Raw genomic sequence first — 15,054 nt, 5'->3', positions numbered from 1 at the left:
GGTCGTGGGCACCCCAACGGCCCCGGCAAACCCGCAGATGAGGGGATATCCCCAAAACGATCATCTTGGGCCCATGGGGACACCCGTCCGGGGAATCGGGCATTACGGGCCCGAAAGTGTCCCAAAAACATGTGCGTAAAGATGCCGTGTAGAACAACTGGAAACACAACCCTTTTGGGTACAGTCAGCCCATGACTGACGTCTCCCTCACCCCCGCAGCGCTCAAGCCGGGCGGCGACTTGATCGGGTACGCCCGAGTGAGCACCAAAGATCAGAACTTGGACCGATACCTTGCCGACCTTCGCGCCGTCGGCTGCGTCGCCATCTACACCGACAAGCTCAGCGGCAAGAACATGAAGCGTCCCGGCCTGATCGAAGCATTCGAACGGGTCGGAGCGAATGACGTCCTCGTGGTGCCCCAGCTCGACCGCGCCGGGCGGTCCCTCCAGGACCTCATCAAGATCGTGGGCGGACTCGGCGAGCAGGGATCGGGCTTTCGCTCCCTAAAAGAGGCGATCGACACGAGCACCCCGCAAGGGCGCTTCCAGATGCACGTGTTCGCCGCGCTCGCTGAGTTCATCCGAGAGCTCATCGTGCAGGGGACGAACGAAGGGCTTGATGCCGCGGTTGAACGTGGCGTCAAGCTCGGTCGACCGGCGACCCTGACTCCCGAGCGTTTCGCGTACGCCCGCGAACTCCTCGATCGACCGGACGAGTCCATTGCGTCCATTGCGCGCATCCTCGGCGTCAGCCGCAAAACGATCTACCGAGCGTTGCCCGAGTTGAAGCCCGACCATCCGGCCGCCCTCGGCCGCACCGCCCAGGAGCGCCGCGAACTGAAGAAGGGAGTCGCGTCATGACATCAGCCAAACGGGACGCTCTGTGGGCTGAACGTCGAGCAGAGGCAGTATGGCGCATGAATCTCCCACCCCTTCCGTCGGCATCAACACATGCGGAGCGGCTGCGCCGCATTGTTCCTGCCTGTCACGACTGGGCCATACCTGAACGTCCCCCATTGAGCGAGGAGTTCACGCCGCTGCACGCGGTGATCGCTTGGCAACGCGAGTTGTGCGCCATATGCGGCATTGAAGAGAAGCGCATGTTCACTGACCACTGTCACCGCACCGGCATGGTTCGCGGCAAGCTATGCCGCTCCTGCAACACCTTGGAGGGGTACAGCGGGGCTCCGCTGTTCTCCGCCTACCGGCTCCGGCCGCCCGTCGTGCTGCTCGGCGTCACCCAGCCATACCGAGACGCGCACGGCAACGAGGCAGCCCCCGCGCCTTCGCTCAATCCCGCTCCCACTGATCCAGCAGATGCAGCGTCCTGGGTCGCCACGGTGGCCGCCCGGGTCGAGGCCGGGGACGATCCGATGTTCGCTCACATCACCGACGAGGAACGACAGGGCGCGATGGACTCCCTGATGACCGACGCCTAAACGATCGCTGAACACGCGCCCCGCTGGTCTCCGGACCGGCGGGGCGTCGCCGTACCCACGCCCGCGTGGGGCGGACCCTTCGTGACCTGGTCTGGCGTGCGCGCCCGTACCGCTCCTGGTACTCGCCGCCGTCTTCGTCAGCACGTGTCATGGGCCCGGCACGACCGGTAGGGATCCCCGCCCCGGACGCCGTCCGGCTCCAGGTCCACCACAGCGGACAACCACACCACCAGCACCACCCCAGCGAGGGGCACTGCCAGGAGAAGCGCCAACCGCAACGCGTCCCGTACATCTGCCCGGCGCCTTTCGCGCTGCGCCTCCTCAAGCGCCTGCCGCGAGCGGCGCAGCTCTGCTTCCGCCTCCAAGCGCTTCGCGGTCGCCTGCTCCAGGCGGCGCCGATGCTCCGCCATCTGGCGCCGCTGCTCATCGCTGGGCTGCGGCCCGAAGGCACGCCTCGTCAAGGTGTTCTCCCGTTCGTTGTGGTCCTGGTCCTCATCATCCTCGCCGTGCCGTTCCCCCTACCCGCACGCCCGCGCCCGGGTCGAGTACGGCCCACGTTCCCGCGCATCCGTCCGGAAGGGTCACCCGGCCCGCACGGACCGCAGTATGCCTCCGTACTACCCGCAGAGTCCGCGCGGACCGTACCGCGCTGCGCGCGGCCTGCCGCACGGTGCGCACCACCGCGGCACCGACCTGCACCCACCGGTACAGGAAGCGGTGCATCCGGGCGTCCCAGCGCCGCTCTACCCGCACCGTGCCGTCGGTGCGGCCGATGCGCCCCGCGAGCACGTTGCGGCCCAGCCCGCGGTGCCCGATGTGCTTGTCAGCGTCCCTCGCGCTGCGGGGAATGAGGTCCTGACACACGGGATCGGACGTGATCTTGTGTGCTTCGTGCCAGCCGTCGCCAAGGCGGTCCAGGACCGCCAGCCCGAGGCGTTCGAAGTCGGCGGACTCGGTGTCCATCTCGGCCGTGACTGTGTCGTGGTCCTCCCACAGGCCCTCATATCCGGCCCAGTCGCAGAACCCGGCCATCGCGGTCAGCCAGCCCGTGAACTGCCGTTTGCGCACGTGCCGTTGGGGAGCGCCTGCGAGGATCCAGCCGCGCGCGAGGGTGAGGAGCGCCCAGGCCAACTCTGCGTTGTCGTAGGCGCGTTCTGCTGTCTCCGGGTCCCGCTCGTTCAGCCTGACCACGAGGAACCGGGAGGCGTTGTCACCTCCGAGGCTCACGGAGTTTCCGTTGATCCAAAGCTGTGGCTTGTCGGCCGCGGGCACCTCGACCTGTTGCGCGGTCATGACGGCACGGTCGGAGTAGTGCGCGGCGGTCAGGAATGCGGACACCCGGGGGTCGTCGAACGTCGACCCGTTCGGCACGTTATCCAGCGCAAGCACCGCGAGGTACCCGGACTTGGCGAGCGTCGTCGTCAGCTGCTTGCCGAGCTGATCGGAGTTCTTGGCGGGCCGAGTTGATCCGGCCGCCGAACATCTCCGCCAGACATTCGGCGCCGTACGTCTTGCCGCTCGCCATCGTCGGGGCGACTGCGAGTACGCCGGGTGCCATGCCGCCGACGTAGGCCCGTAGCGGGGCGTCCATGTGCGCGGCCAGCATCGCGGACCGGTCCGAGCGTGCCCGGAAGTTCCAGCCGCGGAAGTAGTCGCCCACCACGGCGCGAGCGTGACGCAGCTCGGCGCCGGTCGGGTCGTCGCTCACGGGCTTGTGCTCGAGGGCCGGTTCGATCCATATCCCGGTCTCGCGGTCGTAGCCGCGCCCCTGCGCCACCGTGCCCGACCAGGGCCGCAGGAACACATGCGTCCGCACCCTCAGGATCTCCGGGAACGCGGCGCCTCGGGCTCAAGCGCCATGGACGCGAGCGCCCCAGAGACGGCTGCCGGTCGCACCTCGCCCCTCGCGCTCACCTTGTACGGGGCCAGGTGCAGGCCGACCCAGACCTTCACGTCCTGCGCCGTCGCCTGCCGGGGCTGCCCGCTCCCCGGGTCCCGGCGCCACGCCCGGCCGTTTCTGCGGTACCAGTCACCGGAGTCGGCCATGTGGCGCCAGATCTCGCGCACCGCTTCGCCCGGGTCCGTGATGTCGACGGCGGGTCGGGGCAGGGAAGCGGCGAGCGTGAGCGTAGACATGTGGTCCTCCGTAGGGAGTGAAGGTGAAGGCGGCCGGGGCGCCCTAGCGACGAGGCGGCCCGGCAACAGCCAGGCGAGGGTGAGCGCATCCCAGCGGGCATCAATCTCGGCCTCGGCCTAGTCGAGGCCCGACAGCAGCGAATCCAGCTCCGCGAACGCGTCCGCCACGCCGTCCAGCGGCCGCTCGGCCCCGGCCGGGCGCGGGGCAGGGACCACCATCCGCACCGGCACCGGCACCGCGGCGCCCTCGGGCGCGGGGGCAGACTCCGGCTCGGGCCGGGCAGGGCACCACCAAGTCGACGGCCCCGCCCGCACCGCACACGACCAGCCGGGGCACCTCCGGCACGACGTAGCCCTCCAGAGCCTCACACACCGGCAGCTCGGGCAGCTCGACTGACGCGGCCGGACGGGGCACTGTCAGGGACACCGGAGTGCCGCAGATCACCGGCAACCCCAGGTCCACCCCGGACACGGCGGCCGTCCTCCCGTCACTCGAGTGCGACCCGGACCACGCCTTTAAGGTCGACGGAGCGCACCGTGCCGAGCCCCCCCAACCCGGGACGACCACGCGCGTGCCCGGCTGCCACAGCGTGGGCTGTACCTGCGCGGCGGCCTCCGGCTCCGGCTCGGCGGCTTCCAGCTTGCGGACGGGGCCCGGTGGTCCTGCCAGTCACCCGCCAGCTCGTACCCCCAGCCGCGCAGGATGTGCGCCACCACTCCAGCGCGCCGTCCTACGCGTGGCTCGTCTACGGCCTTCGCCCAATGGACGCTGCCGCAGGTGCACACGTCGTCCAGGGAGTTGCCGCGCAGCGCGGTCGCCGGGACCGCGACCGGCGCCGCCGGGGCCGCGGTCGGCTGCGGACCCTCCGCAGCGATCCGCCACGCCGCTGCGCGGGCCTTCGCCGAGACCTGACCGACCCCAGCACCCGCGGCCGCCGTACGCGGGCGGCACACCACCGAGTGGCCGCACACCGGACCGCAGGTCGGCACAAAGTCCGGCCGCTCCTCGATACGGGCCCGCTTGGTCGTCTCGTCCACCACGGTCCAGCGGCCCATACGGTCGTATCCCGCCCTGTCCACGAACGCGTCGCCGAGCGACGTCGACGCGTCCGCGACCGTGAGCGGCTTACGCATCGTGCCCGTGGACATCGACCGCTGCTGACCGGTGAACATTCCGACAACCTCGCCGCACTCGCAGTCGAGCCGGTATGTCGTACCCGCGAAGTCGGAGGCATCCATCACGATCCAGTACACGGCGTGCTCGTGCTCCGGGGTCGGCTCGACGGCCGCGGGTGCCGGGGCGTCGACGGCCGCCGCCTTTCCGCGCCCGTGCCTCGGCCTGACGCTCCCGCTGCAACTCCCGGCGCGTCTTGGGTTGCTTGGCCTTCCACGCTTCCAGATCTCGGCCACACGGCCACGCTTGCGAGCACAACGCGGTCTCGTGGCAGATGCCGGGGCGCCGCTCCGCGTACGCCTCGGCCGTCACCGGAGTCGCGTACAGCTCCCGCAGGCACCTCAGCGAACCGGCCGTCGTCCTTCACGAACTCCCAGTGGGCGCCATGCTCGCCCGGGGTGGCCGTCCAGTGCAGTCCCCACCGCTCCCCGCCGGTGCGCCCGTCCGTGCACACCGCTACCGCGTCCCGGCGGGGCAGCCACTACAGAACCCGCAGTTTCGTGGGCGCGTGCCCGGCGGAGGCCAGGAACACGGCCACCATGTCGCCGTACGCCCGCGGGTCGCGCTCGTCGGCCAGGGCCACCTCGTCGGCCGCACGGTCGCGCTCGTCGGCCAGGGCCACCGCGTCGTTCGACTCGGCCTCCCTTCTCGGCTCAAGATCACCAAAGCCGACGGGGCCGGGGGCCTCGCCGTCCGGCCCCCCGTCGCCCCGGTCGCCTCCCTCCGGGCCGTCGTCGTGCGGACCGTCGTCGCCCGGGCCCTCGTCGTGCGCGCCTTGGACCAACGCGTGGAAACTGTCCGCCCACTGGCCCAGCACCACAGCCTCATCCATCGCAGCCTCAGCGCGAGCCCGGAAGCCAGCCGCAGACGCCTCGGGATCCTCCCACCACGGCTCACCCGCCACACGCTCAGCAACGGCACGCTCCTCAGCCGAGAACGTCGCACGCTCCGCGGCAAGCTCACACAGCCACTCGGCCACCACGCCAGCGTCCAGCCGATCCACCTCCCGGCGCATACTCCGCCGCGCCGCCTCCGCCATGACCGCAGCATCCACGCCCAGCACCTTGGCCGCGCACAGATCGCAGTCCATCCACGCGTACGGCTCATCCGGACCGTCGATGACCAGCATGGGCCGCGGCTCACACGTGCAGTCCTCAACCTCACCCCACGACCCCGCACACTCATCCGGGCACTGAGACCAGCACTGCATACCGGTCCCGTCCCACTGGACATCAACCGGCGCACCCCCATCCCGCTGTACGCGGATCACGCTCCCGAGAACGGGGGGATCCTGAACCCCGTGCGCCACGTTCCACGCGTCCCGTACAGCGTCGCCCGCCGCACTGCGTTCCTGCCGCTCCGCACGCTCCACGGCCACCTGATCCCGCTGCTCCCTGGCATCAACCGGCGCCCACAGCCCTCACCCTCCTGCGCCCAGGACTCGGCCGCTTTCGCCTCGGCCGCCTCCCACATCCCGGCCACAGCAATCTCACCAGCCTCACGCAACAGCTCGTCGTCCGAGTCGAGCCACCGCCCCGCACGCACCTCGTCCACGTCCTGATGCACACTCCCCACCGCAGCCAGACGCGCAGCCAACAGCACACGGCACCCGCACAACCAATGGCCCTCCTCGCCCCGCAACAGACACTCGCACTTGAAGCACACCTTCACGCCCGAAGCCTCTTCAACCCACTCATACGCTTCGTCAGACGCCGCCTCGATCTCGCCCACAGCCTCACGCGCATGCGCCTCGGCCTTGACCACCACCGCATGCCAGTGATCACAAACAGCCCCAATGCTCGGGTCACCGGCCGCGTTACGGACCGCGCTCTCGACGGCCTTACGACACCCCAAGATCTCCCTTAGCACCCCGTTAGCTTCCGCGACGCTCCCCGTAGCCGAACGCCCCCCTCGCTACTGTGAGAGCCCTTACGGACCTGGGTGCGCCCGATCAGCTCGGCCCACTCGTACGCCTCCCCGGCGCACCGCTCCACCTCAGTTGACGACACCGCACCTGCGCCTGCCCCGCCCAGTACTCCGCGTCCCGTAGATCGGCGGCGCGGCCAAGGCCCTCGTGGTCGGCGAGGTCGCCGCGCAGATCTTCAACACGGCGGTGACTGCTCCCCGCCCCGACGAGTACGTCGCCCTCGGCGCCGCCCTCCAGGCAGCATGGGCCCTGCGCGGCACCCCTCGGCCTCCCGAGTGGACTGCGGCCCACGGCGGTGCGTCTCGCCTCGATGCGGCTGTGTCTGTGCGGCGTTGCGGCTCGACAGCTTCGAGCATCCGGCTGGGGTCGCGCACGCCCTGGTGATCCGCCGGGCACGCCGGCTCGCTATCGTCGGGGGCTGGTTGCCATGCCAGGCGGGGCGCAGCATGTGCTTACCCCGTCCGCCACCGCATCGAGAGGACTGTTGTGTCAGGTACGCCCCTCACCGACGCTGATCCCGAGTCCTTCCACGGATATGTGCTGTTGCAGCGACTCGGCGCAGGCGGCATGGGAGTGGTCTACCTTGCCGAGGACCCGCAGGGGCGTCGCGTCACTGTGAAGGTCATGCGCCGTGAACTTGCTGACAATCGCGGATTCCGGGCCCGGTTCGAGCGCGAAGTCCAGGCAGTCCTCTCGGTTCAGGGCCGCCACACCGTCACGGTCCTGGAGGCCGGCACCGGGCGGAGCAGCCGTACCTGGTCACCGAATTCATAGACGCTCCGTCCCTGGCCGAGCAGATCACCGACCATGGGCCGATGGCGTCGGAGGCCGCGCTGCGTCTGGCAGAGTCCCTGGCGGCGGCGCTTGCGGACATCCACCGTGCCGGCGTCGTCCACCGCGATCTCAAGCCGTCCAACGTGCTCCTTGGCCCGGATGGCGTGAAGGTGATCGACTTCGGGATCGCGCACATCGCAGAGGCGACCGCGCTCACCCGTACGGGCACCACGATCGGCACGCCCGGCTACCTCGCCCCAGAACAGATCGAGGGCACTGCAGGACCGGCGGCCGACGTCTTTCTGTGGGCCCTCACCGTGGCCTACGCCGTGACCGGACGCCCGCCCTTCGGCACCGGCCCCACCGAAGCGGTGCTCTACCGCGTCCTGCACGGGCACCCGGACTTCGACGGCGTACCCGCCTGGCTGCGCCCGGCACTCGAAGCCGCCGTCCACAAGAATCCCGATCTACGCCCACAAGCCAACCAGCTCCCGCAGCTGATCAATCGTGCTGCCCCTCCGACGCTCCCCTACACGCCGGCGTCACCAGCCGTCAACCTCGCCCAACCGGACCTCACCCCAACTCGCCGTGCGGGAAGGAGGATTGCCGCCGTCATCGCGGCCGCCGCCGTGCTGGCCACAGCCATGCTGGTCGGCTACCGGCTCCTCCAACCGCGAGAGCAGGGCGCTTCCGGCCCGTCCTCGACGACCAGCAGTCCCGGCATCCGGCCGACGGCGTCCCCGTCCCGTCTGGGGAGCAACCTTCGGCTGCACCTCCCACCGCGGACAAGACGGACCCGGTGCAGGCGACCCGGGTGGTGCAGAGCACTCCGTGGGACGAGATCAGCGGGGAGGTCGCCGACCGGATCAAGGTCATGGGGCATGCGTTCGGAAGCTGTGACACACCCTCCAGCACCTTGGCACGCCCGGACGCCTGGCGGTGTTTCGCCGACGATGGCGAGGTCATGGACCCCTGCTTTACCGGGGGCCCGATGACGGAAGAACAGCACGATGTCCTGTGCCTGGTTGGTGGATCACTGAGTAAGGTGATCCGGTTCGAGCTGAATCAGCCCCTTCCGGAAGAGGATGTCTCCGAGGAGGACCCGCAGACCGAAACGTTTGCGGGCGCCTTGAAGATCGTCCTCTCCGATGGCCAGGAGTGCTTCCCCATGGGCGGGGCCACCTCTGTCGTCGGCGGCAAACGCATGAACTTCTCTTGCCCCAAGGGGTACTTGTACGGCGACCCAAGCACCGATAGCCCTGTCTGGTCCATTTCGTACCGGGCCGGCACCGGAACCTCCACGCTGGACCAGGTGGACATCGCCAAGGTCTTTCAGTGAGCGGTATGGGGCAGTGAAACTCTGGGAAACCCACGGCGGCGAGGTGATGGTTGCTGTTCTGCGAGTGTGGGCGGGGCCTGTGAGTTGAGGTAGAGCTTGCCGGAGTCCTTCTTGGGCATCTTGGGCTGCCTGGTCGAGCGGCATGGTCGTCCCGCGGCCTGCGGCTACCCCATCTACGAACTGCTCCTGCACGCCTACCTGTTGATCGGGGCATGGTTCGTGACCGCCTTCACGGTGTACGTCCTCGACAGCCGCAGGAACTCCCGGCTCGAACTCACGACCGTGATCAACGCGGAACGAGCCGGTGTCTGACGGAGCGATGAACCAGATACCTGGCGTCGAGGGTGAGCGGCGGACGCCCCAACTCACCGGCCACACCGGCAACCTGACAATGCCCCGTCGACTCCTGGCAGCGATACCGCTCCACCCCAGCTCCCGCATCCTGCCGTGCGAATCGTCCGTGCCAACAGTGCGGCCGCGGACGGCTCGTGGCGACCTCCGCCCACTCGCCACCGCTCCCTGGAGGGGCCGTGTGTCAGCCGTGCCCGTCGCTCCGATAACGGACCTGGTGGGGGTCGAGCGGCAGGGTCAGGATGGCGCGCCCCGCCCTTCGAGGGACTGGCGAGAGTGAGGTGGGCGTGGCCGGTGGCGATGGTCGGGCCCAGGCCGGTGTCCTTACCGCGTTCGGGGGCGCTGGTGCTGGAAGGGACGGGGCCCGTCGGTGAGCAGGTCGGCGGGGGAAGCCGGGGCCGTGGTCTTGGATGGTGACGGTGCCGTTGTCGAGGGTGAGGGCGATGGGTGCGGTGCCGTGATGGTGGGCATTGGCCAGGAGGTTGGTGACGTTGGTGTCAACGAAGGCCGCATCACTGACGTCATTCTCCGGAAGCACCTGATGGCCGGACGCGCCAGCGTCCCGCTCCTCCGCCACCGGGTCATTCTGATCGCCCATCTAGCGCCGCCGTTACGCGGACCGGCCGTCTCCCGCACCGAGATGATCTCCACCTACGAAAATCTTGCCAGAGCCTCTAAAGATGAACAGTCCCCCCCGGTCAGCCGATGCCTTGCCGGTCGGTGTGCATGGCGAACTCCTGTCGAGAGTACGGCAGTTGGGTCGCGGTGACCGCTTCGGCGAGCAGGGCGCGCTGGGCGGCCACTGCCGGGCGGCGTTCAGCGGGGGCGAGCTGTTCGAGACTGTCGAGCAGGGCCGTGAGGCGGCGGGTGACCTGGGTGGAGTCGGCGCCGTAGTCGCGGATCTCGGTCAGGGCGAGTGCCAGGACTTCGGGCCAGTCGGGGGCGGGTTCGACCAGACGGACGGTGCCGTTGGAGTCGCGGTGGCGGAGGGTGCCGAGGGGGTGGCGGGCGAGGGCGGTGAGCAGAACCTGGATGCGGTCCAGGGCCTGGACGGCGGTGGTGGGGTCGTTGACGGCCGGCGAGAGGGCACGCAAGGCGATGTCGGCGAGTTGCCGCAGACCCAGGCCCAGGTCCTGTTCGGTGGTGCGTTCCACGCCGAAGTCGACAGCCGAGCGCGGTAGGCGCGGTGGCGGGGCGCCGCCGCTGCAGGCGAGGAACAGGGGTTCACCGGGGCACACATAGTCGCCGATCTTCGGCACCAGGTGCAGGACGAGGTCGTCGCGCTGGGCCGAGCGCAGGAGCTTGTCCACATGGACCGCCTGAAGCACTCCGGCATCGGCAGTGTGTCGAAGGACTGTCGCCTGCGAGATGTCGCACGCGTGGGCCGGCGCCCCCTCGGAGGAATCATGGCCCCGGGCCGCCGTGTCGGTGATGACGTGCAGGCTTTCCTTGGTGACCCACTCCATGACATGCGTGACACGCATCAGGCGCACCGTCGAGTTCACGTAGAAGACGAAGAGCACCAGGCTGGCGACCATGAGCCCCATGGCGAGCGAGGCGCCGAAGTAGGGCACCACCGCGTCTTTCCCGTCGCCCGCGGACGCGTATTCCTTCTGCGCGCGCAGCGTGTACAGGAACGTGCACAGGAAGACCGCGAGGGTCGTCTTGGTGACCCAGCTCTCGATGTAGATGCGCACCACACGGGGCGTGAACTGACCCGCCGCCATCTGCAGCGCCACCAGCGAGATGGAGAACACGACACCGATGAAGGTGAGCATCGCCGCGCTCATGGTGCCAAGGGCCGTCTTGGCCGCCGCCCCCAGGTCACGTGCGGTGCGCAGGAACCATAGGTCGCGCAGATCGACGTCTTTCCAGCGTTCGTCCAACGCGTAGATGAACTCATCGATCTGGATGGCGCCCGACGCCAGCAGCCAGCCGCTGAGCAGACCGATGAGCGGAACGATCAGCAGCGAATCTCGCAGACGCTTGCGCACCCTTGGAAACATTCCTCCAGCTCTGTGGGGCATTTGATGATTATGGGGCTCCGTCGGAATACTTGTGGAACGACATGCGTGATGGGCGGTGGATGCCAGCGGGTCCGTTGGATGCTTCACCGTGCGCGTCGGGACTCGGCCAACGCCCGGAGCATCCCCGCGGTCACCAGGCGGCGCATCATGCTCGGTCAGGGGGCCGCGTACTTCTTGAAGTAGCCCCGGCAAGAAAGAAGAGGGCGCCGACCAGGTCGGAGCAGGCGCACCGGCCAGACGGGCCTCCGACGGCAAAGGCAAGCCGTTCACGCTGCCCGGATTACCGATCCCCAAGCTGCCCGGCCTGAGCCTGCCAGCCCTGCAGCGGAGGTGAACGGTGCGCTCCGGGCGAGACCAGTGAGCGTGAGGGCGCACCGCACCCATGGAGGCATGGCCTTCTGCGGGGGTGTGACATGGAGGGGGCAGAGGGATCCGACCTGTGCGTTTCGATCGGCCAGCGACGGCTGCCGCCCAGGGGACTGTTACGTCGGCGTGGAGGAATCACCGGGGAAGTGTGATGTGGCTGTGCGTCGGCTGTCGTAGTGCGGCTGCGAGCGTAGGGGCTTCCTGCCCGCTCGTCAGTCGAAGGGACCACCATGCAGGGAACCCACAGGCGCTCCGCAGTCGTAAAGAAATCCGTGGCCGCCGGGGTCGGGGCGATCGCAGTCCTCGGCCTGCTGCCGCTGGCAGCTCACGCCGCCAAAGCAGACGACCCGTCGCCTTCTGCGTCTTCCGACTCCTCCTCGCCCGCACCGCTGGTCGTGGGCGGAACCCCGGCCGCCAAGGGGGAGTTCCCCTTCATGGTCCGTCTGTCCATGGGGTGCGGGGGCGCGCTGTACGCGAAGGACGTCGTGCTCACCGCTGCGCATTGCATCGACGGCAAGTCCGGCAAGAACACCAGCATCACCGCCACCGCGGGTGTCACGGACCTCAAGGACCCCAAGGCCATCAAGGTCAAGTCCACCAAGGTCTACAAGTCGCCCAAGTACGGGAAAGGCGGCGGACACGACTGGGCCCTGGTCAAGCTCGCCAAGCCCATCAATCTCCCCACCCTCCCCATAGCCCGCACCGGCGCCTTCGACAACGGAGACTTCACCGTTGCGGGCTGGGGAGACATCCGCGACGGCGCGGGCCAGGAACAGCGGAATCTACTCAAGGCCACGGTGCCGCACGTCGATGACGCCACCTGCAGGCGCGCCTACGGCAAGGACTTCGCCAAGGGGCAGGAAATCTGCGCCGGTTACATGGACGAGGGCGGCACCGACGCCTGCCAGGGCGACTCCGGCGGCCCGCTGTTCCGTAGAGCCGCCCGCAACGAATGGGTCCAGATCGGCGTGGTCAGCTGGGGCGAAGGCTGCGCACGGCCGGGCAAGCCGGGCGTCTACACCAAGATGTCGGCGGTCGCCGGGCAGATAGAGGCGGCAGCACGCACGCTGTGACCTCCGCGCATGCGAGGGCGGCCGGGGACGTGCCGGGGTGGCGGCTCCACAGCCGGGGGTGGTCGGTGGTTCGGCGATGCCGACGATGAAGTGTCCGGCCGCGGGCCGGATGTGGACCGGCCACTCCCGGCGCGGTGAGGTCGTCGGCGAGGGTGTCGGCGTCGTGGGGCGCCTTCACGATCCGGTACTCGCTGCCGCCATCGAGCCGCCGCAGCGCGGCGGGAACGGACTGCCTAGGGCGGCCTCGGCGGGGCAGTCGTCGATGAAGATTGCTCTGCTGGCCGGTGTGAGAGCCGCGGTCACGGGGCTCCAGAAGTCGGGCACCCGCGCCAGGCTGATTGAACGGTTCGCGAGTCCCGCTTCGATATGGGCGCGCGGTGCCGCGGGCTCGGCGCGGCGGCCAACCTGCGCACGTTGATGCGTCAGGCGCCGTGCCGAATCTCTCGGCGCACGAGGGACGGTTCGGGCCGGGGGCGAGTGAGGTGTGGTGATTGACATGGGTGAGGGCGGGTTCCTTCCTCTGCCGGCCCCGGTCCTGACCAGTTCTTCCGCTGCCCCTGGCCCTGGTCAGGTTCGCAGGCTGCGCCCGGTCGCCCGTATGGCGGGCCGAGGACGAGCTGCTCGGCCGTCAGGTCGCGGTGAAAAAGACTGCATGCCTCGCCCCACCTGGCCGACGACGAGCTGGCCACGCTGTACGAACGCATCCGCCGCGAGGCGCGTAGCGCCGCCCGGATCAGTCACCGCAATGTGGTGGTCCACGATGTCGTGGACGACGCGGGGCTCCCGTGCGTGGTCATGGAATACGTCCCCTCCTTGGCCCTCGGCCACGTGCTCAAGCAAGACGGTCCCCTGTCGCCGCAGGAGGCTGCCCGTATCGGACTCGGCATGATCGTGGCGCTGCGGGCGGCGCACGCGGCCGGGGTGGTGCACCGGGACGTCAAACCGGGCAACGTCCTGCTCGGCGCCGGAGCGGGTGCGGGGCGCGACCCCGGCACCCGCCCCCGACCTGTAGTCCCTGGGTGCCACGCTGTACCAGGCGGTCGAGGGCGAGCCGCCGTGCCGCAAGAGCACCGCGCTGGAGACGGCGTACGCGATCGCCGTTGACGAGCTGGAGCCGCCGCGCCGGGCCGCGTCGCTCACCCCGCTGATCGAAGCACTGTTGGCCAAGGACCCCGAGCAGCAACCGTCGGAACAGGCCGCGGAGCAGGCGCTGCGCGACTCGGCGGCGGAGGCGCAGACGACCGCGGCGGAACGTGCAGAGCTGCCGACGCCGAGCGGCGCCTCGAGCCCCGGCCCGGAAGACCCCTCGGCCACAGACACCGCCGTCGTCGCAGACACCAGAGCCCCGGGACCGAACTCCGTCCCGGCTCCCTCCACCTGGGCGATGCCGCCCGATGTGACCGCCGCGAGCGTCGGCGGTGCGCCCAGCCGTGGCGCACCGAGGCCGGGGCCGGACGAGCGTGTGGGTGGCCGGAGCGGCGAGCATCGTGGCCGCGGCCGTCGGCCATGTGATGGCGGGGATCCAGACGGCTCCGACGACGTGGGCGCACCCGGCTCGGACACCGCAACCCCGACCGCTTCGCCGTCGGCGGGCCCCTCCCGGCCGCCGGTGTCCAAGGGTATCGCCTGGTGAAGGAGAAGGTGCTCAACGTCGCCTTCCCGGTGCCGAAGGGCTGGACGCGCAAGTCTCCGGAGGGCACGGACGAGCGGAATGAAGTCGCGTGCGCCCCCCGAACGGACTGGTCGGCCTACGGTTCTCCGTGCTCAACTTCGCGAGTGCCGATCCTCTGCAGCGGTGGAAGGAGGACGAGGCCGAGTCCGTGAAGGAGGGGAAGCTGCCCGGCTACCGGAAGCTGCGGATGCAGCGCACCAGCTTCCGGCAACTGCCCGCCGCGATCTGAGAGTTCACCTTCCAGGGCTCGGCCCGCGAGTGGCGCGGCTGCGACCTCGCCTTCGGCCGCTCGGGCGGCACCGAGTACGTGATCTACCTGTCGGCCCCGAAGGCCGAGTGGCAGCGGCACCAGCACATCTTCGATGACGTCAAGGACGGTTTCCGGATGCCCAGCAGAATGGCTAGGTCGTTTCTCTCGGATCATGGTGCGGCCCAGAGGAAGATGGCGGCGATGTGGAGTCCGGCCTGGTAGATGGTGGCGGTCTTATCGAAGCGGGTGGCGATCCCGCGCCACTGCTTGAGCCGGTTGATGCACCGCTCGACCGTGTTGCGTTGCCGGTAGGCGTCGCGGTCGAACCCAGGTGGTCTGCCGCCCTGTTGACCTCGGCGTTTGCGTCTGGCGATCTGGTCGATGGGCTGCGGGATCACCGCACGGATATGGCGGCGGCGAAGGTGCCGGCGAATGGCGCGCGAGGAGTACGCCTTGTCCGCCAGCACCACCGCCGGGCGTACCCGTGGACGGCCGAGTGGCCGCGGCACCCGCAGTGCGGCCATGAC

The 15,054-nt window shown here is 69.4% G+C and carries 17 protein-coding genes and 2 pseudogenes; 9 read left to right on the top strand and 10 right to left on the bottom strand.

The window, feature by feature from the left end; all coding sequences use genetic code 11:
* Positions 1–191: 191 nt before the first annotated feature.
* On the top strand, positions 192–860 hold the full coding sequence (locus tag ACWD10_RS35190) for a recombinase family protein (RefSeq protein ID WP_451097759.1): 669 nt from the start codon (positions 192–194) through the stop codon (positions 858–860).
* A 155-nt stretch (positions 861–1,015) separates the two neighbouring features.
* Positions 1,016–1,438, top strand: coding sequence for an endonuclease domain-containing protein (locus ACWD10_RS35185; protein WP_451097758.1), 423 nt, complete (start codon positions 1,016–1,018; stop codon positions 1,436–1,438).
* A gap of 137 nt (positions 1,439–1,575) precedes the next feature.
* On the opposite strand, the gene ACWD10_RS35180 is transcribed toward ACWD10_RS35185, so the two are convergent.
* The 6 genes from ACWD10_RS35180 to ACWD10_RS35155 form a co-directional block, all read right to left on the bottom strand.
* Complete coding sequence (locus ACWD10_RS35180; RefSeq protein ID WP_451097757.1) at positions 1,576–1,899, bottom strand: hypothetical protein; 324 nt, start codon at positions 1,897–1,899, stop codon at positions 1,576–1,578.
* Between the two features lie 34 nt (positions 1,900–1,933).
* Positions 1,934–2,809 carry a hypothetical protein gene (locus ACWD10_RS35175; RefSeq protein ID WP_451097756.1) on the bottom strand — a complete coding sequence of 292 codons (876 nt, stop codon included), beginning with the start codon at positions 2,807–2,809 and terminating at the stop codon, positions 1,934–1,936.
* A 1-nt stretch (position 2,810) separates the two neighbouring features.
* Positions 2,811–3,254 (bottom strand): hypothetical protein, encoded by a 444-nt coding sequence (locus ACWD10_RS35170; protein WP_451097755.1) that lies wholly within the window; start codon positions 3,252–3,254, stop codon positions 2,811–2,813.
* A 2-nt stretch (positions 3,255–3,256) separates the two neighbouring features.
* A complete protein-coding gene (locus ACWD10_RS35165; RefSeq protein ID WP_451097754.1) occupies positions 3,257–3,574 on the bottom strand; it encodes a hypothetical protein in 318 nt (105 codons plus the stop codon).
* A 516-nt stretch (positions 3,575–4,090) separates the two neighbouring features.
* Positions 4,091–4,828 carry a hypothetical protein gene (locus tag ACWD10_RS35160; RefSeq protein ID WP_451097753.1) on the bottom strand — a complete coding sequence of 246 codons (738 nt, stop codon included), beginning with the start codon at positions 4,826–4,828 and terminating at the stop codon, positions 4,091–4,093.
* Between the two features lie 401 nt (positions 4,829–5,229).
* On the bottom strand, positions 5,230–5,877 hold the full coding sequence (locus ACWD10_RS35155) for a hypothetical protein (RefSeq protein WP_451097752.1): 648 nt from the start codon (positions 5,875–5,877) through the stop codon (positions 5,230–5,232).
* A gap of 921 nt (positions 5,878–6,798) precedes the next feature.
* Between ACWD10_RS35155 and ACWD10_RS35150 the strand changes: the two genes are divergently transcribed.
* Positions 6,799–7,059, top strand: a complete 261-nt coding sequence (locus ACWD10_RS35150) for an FGGY-family carbohydrate kinase (protein ID WP_451097781.1) — start codon at positions 6,799–6,801, stop codon at positions 7,057–7,059.
* A 105-nt stretch (positions 7,060–7,164) separates the two neighbouring features.
* Here the strand turns inward: ACWD10_RS35150 and ACWD10_RS35145 are convergent, their stop codons facing one another.
* Positions 7,165–7,386 (bottom strand): hypothetical protein, encoded by a 222-nt coding sequence (locus ACWD10_RS35145; RefSeq protein ID WP_451097751.1) that lies wholly within the window; start codon positions 7,384–7,386, stop codon positions 7,165–7,167.
* On the opposite strand from ACWD10_RS35145, the pseudogene ACWD10_RS35140 reads away from it, so the two are divergent.
* The 3 genes and pseudogenes from ACWD10_RS35140 to ACWD10_RS35130 form a co-directional block, all read left to right on the top strand.
* Positions 7,329–7,883 (top strand): annotated as a pseudogene (locus tag ACWD10_RS35140) (serine/threonine-protein kinase); the annotation flags it as partial. The gene ACWD10_RS35145 and the pseudogene ACWD10_RS35140 overlap by 58 nt on opposite strands.
* Before the next feature lie 380 nt (positions 7,884–8,263).
* Entirely contained in the window at positions 8,264–8,788 is a 525-nt protein-coding gene (locus tag ACWD10_RS35135) for a hypothetical protein (protein WP_451097750.1), read from the top strand.
* A gap of 111 nt (positions 8,789–8,899) precedes the next feature.
* Entirely contained in the window at positions 8,900–9,100 is a 201-nt protein-coding gene (locus ACWD10_RS35130) for a hypothetical protein (RefSeq protein ID WP_451097749.1), read from the top strand.
* Between the two features lie 223 nt (positions 9,101–9,323).
* Here ACWD10_RS35130 and ACWD10_RS35125 read toward each other — a convergent pair whose 3' ends face one another.
* On the bottom strand, positions 9,324–9,737 hold the full coding sequence (locus tag ACWD10_RS35125) for an ATP-binding protein (RefSeq protein WP_451097748.1): 414 nt from the start codon (positions 9,735–9,737) through the stop codon (positions 9,324–9,326).
* 100 nt (positions 9,738–9,837) lie between these two features.
* A complete protein-coding gene (locus tag ACWD10_RS35120) occupies positions 9,838–11,133 on the bottom strand; it encodes a DUF2254 domain-containing protein (protein ID WP_451097747.1) in 1,296 nt (431 codons plus the stop codon).
* A gap of 629 nt (positions 11,134–11,762) precedes the next feature.
* On the opposite strand from ACWD10_RS35120, the gene ACWD10_RS35115 reads away from it, so the two are divergent.
* The 3 genes and pseudogenes from ACWD10_RS35115 to ACWD10_RS35105 all read left to right on the top strand — a co-directional run bounded on the left by ACWD10_RS35115 (position 11,763) and on the right by ACWD10_RS35105 (position 14,506).
* Complete coding sequence (locus ACWD10_RS35115; RefSeq protein ID WP_451097746.1) at positions 11,763–12,605, top strand: S1 family serine peptidase; 843 nt, start codon at positions 11,763–11,765, stop codon at positions 12,603–12,605.
* A 551-nt stretch (positions 12,606–13,156) separates the two neighbouring features.
* Positions 13,157–13,920 (top strand): annotated as a pseudogene (locus ACWD10_RS35110) (serine/threonine-protein kinase); the annotation flags it as partial.
* A 406-nt stretch (positions 13,921–14,326) separates the two neighbouring features.
* Positions 14,327–14,506, top strand: coding sequence for a hypothetical protein (locus tag ACWD10_RS35105; RefSeq protein WP_451097745.1), 180 nt, complete (start codon positions 14,327–14,329; stop codon positions 14,504–14,506).
* 191 nt (positions 14,507–14,697) lie between these two features.
* Here the strand turns inward: ACWD10_RS35105 and ACWD10_RS35100 are convergent.
* The coding region (locus tag ACWD10_RS35100; protein ID WP_451097744.1) for a transposase at positions 14,698–15,054 on the bottom strand (357 nt) is incomplete at its 5' end.

The sequence above is a fragment of the Streptomyces sp. NPDC002851 genome, from assembly GCF_053591935.1.
This window is presented reverse-complemented; position numbering and strand designations above follow the sequence as displayed.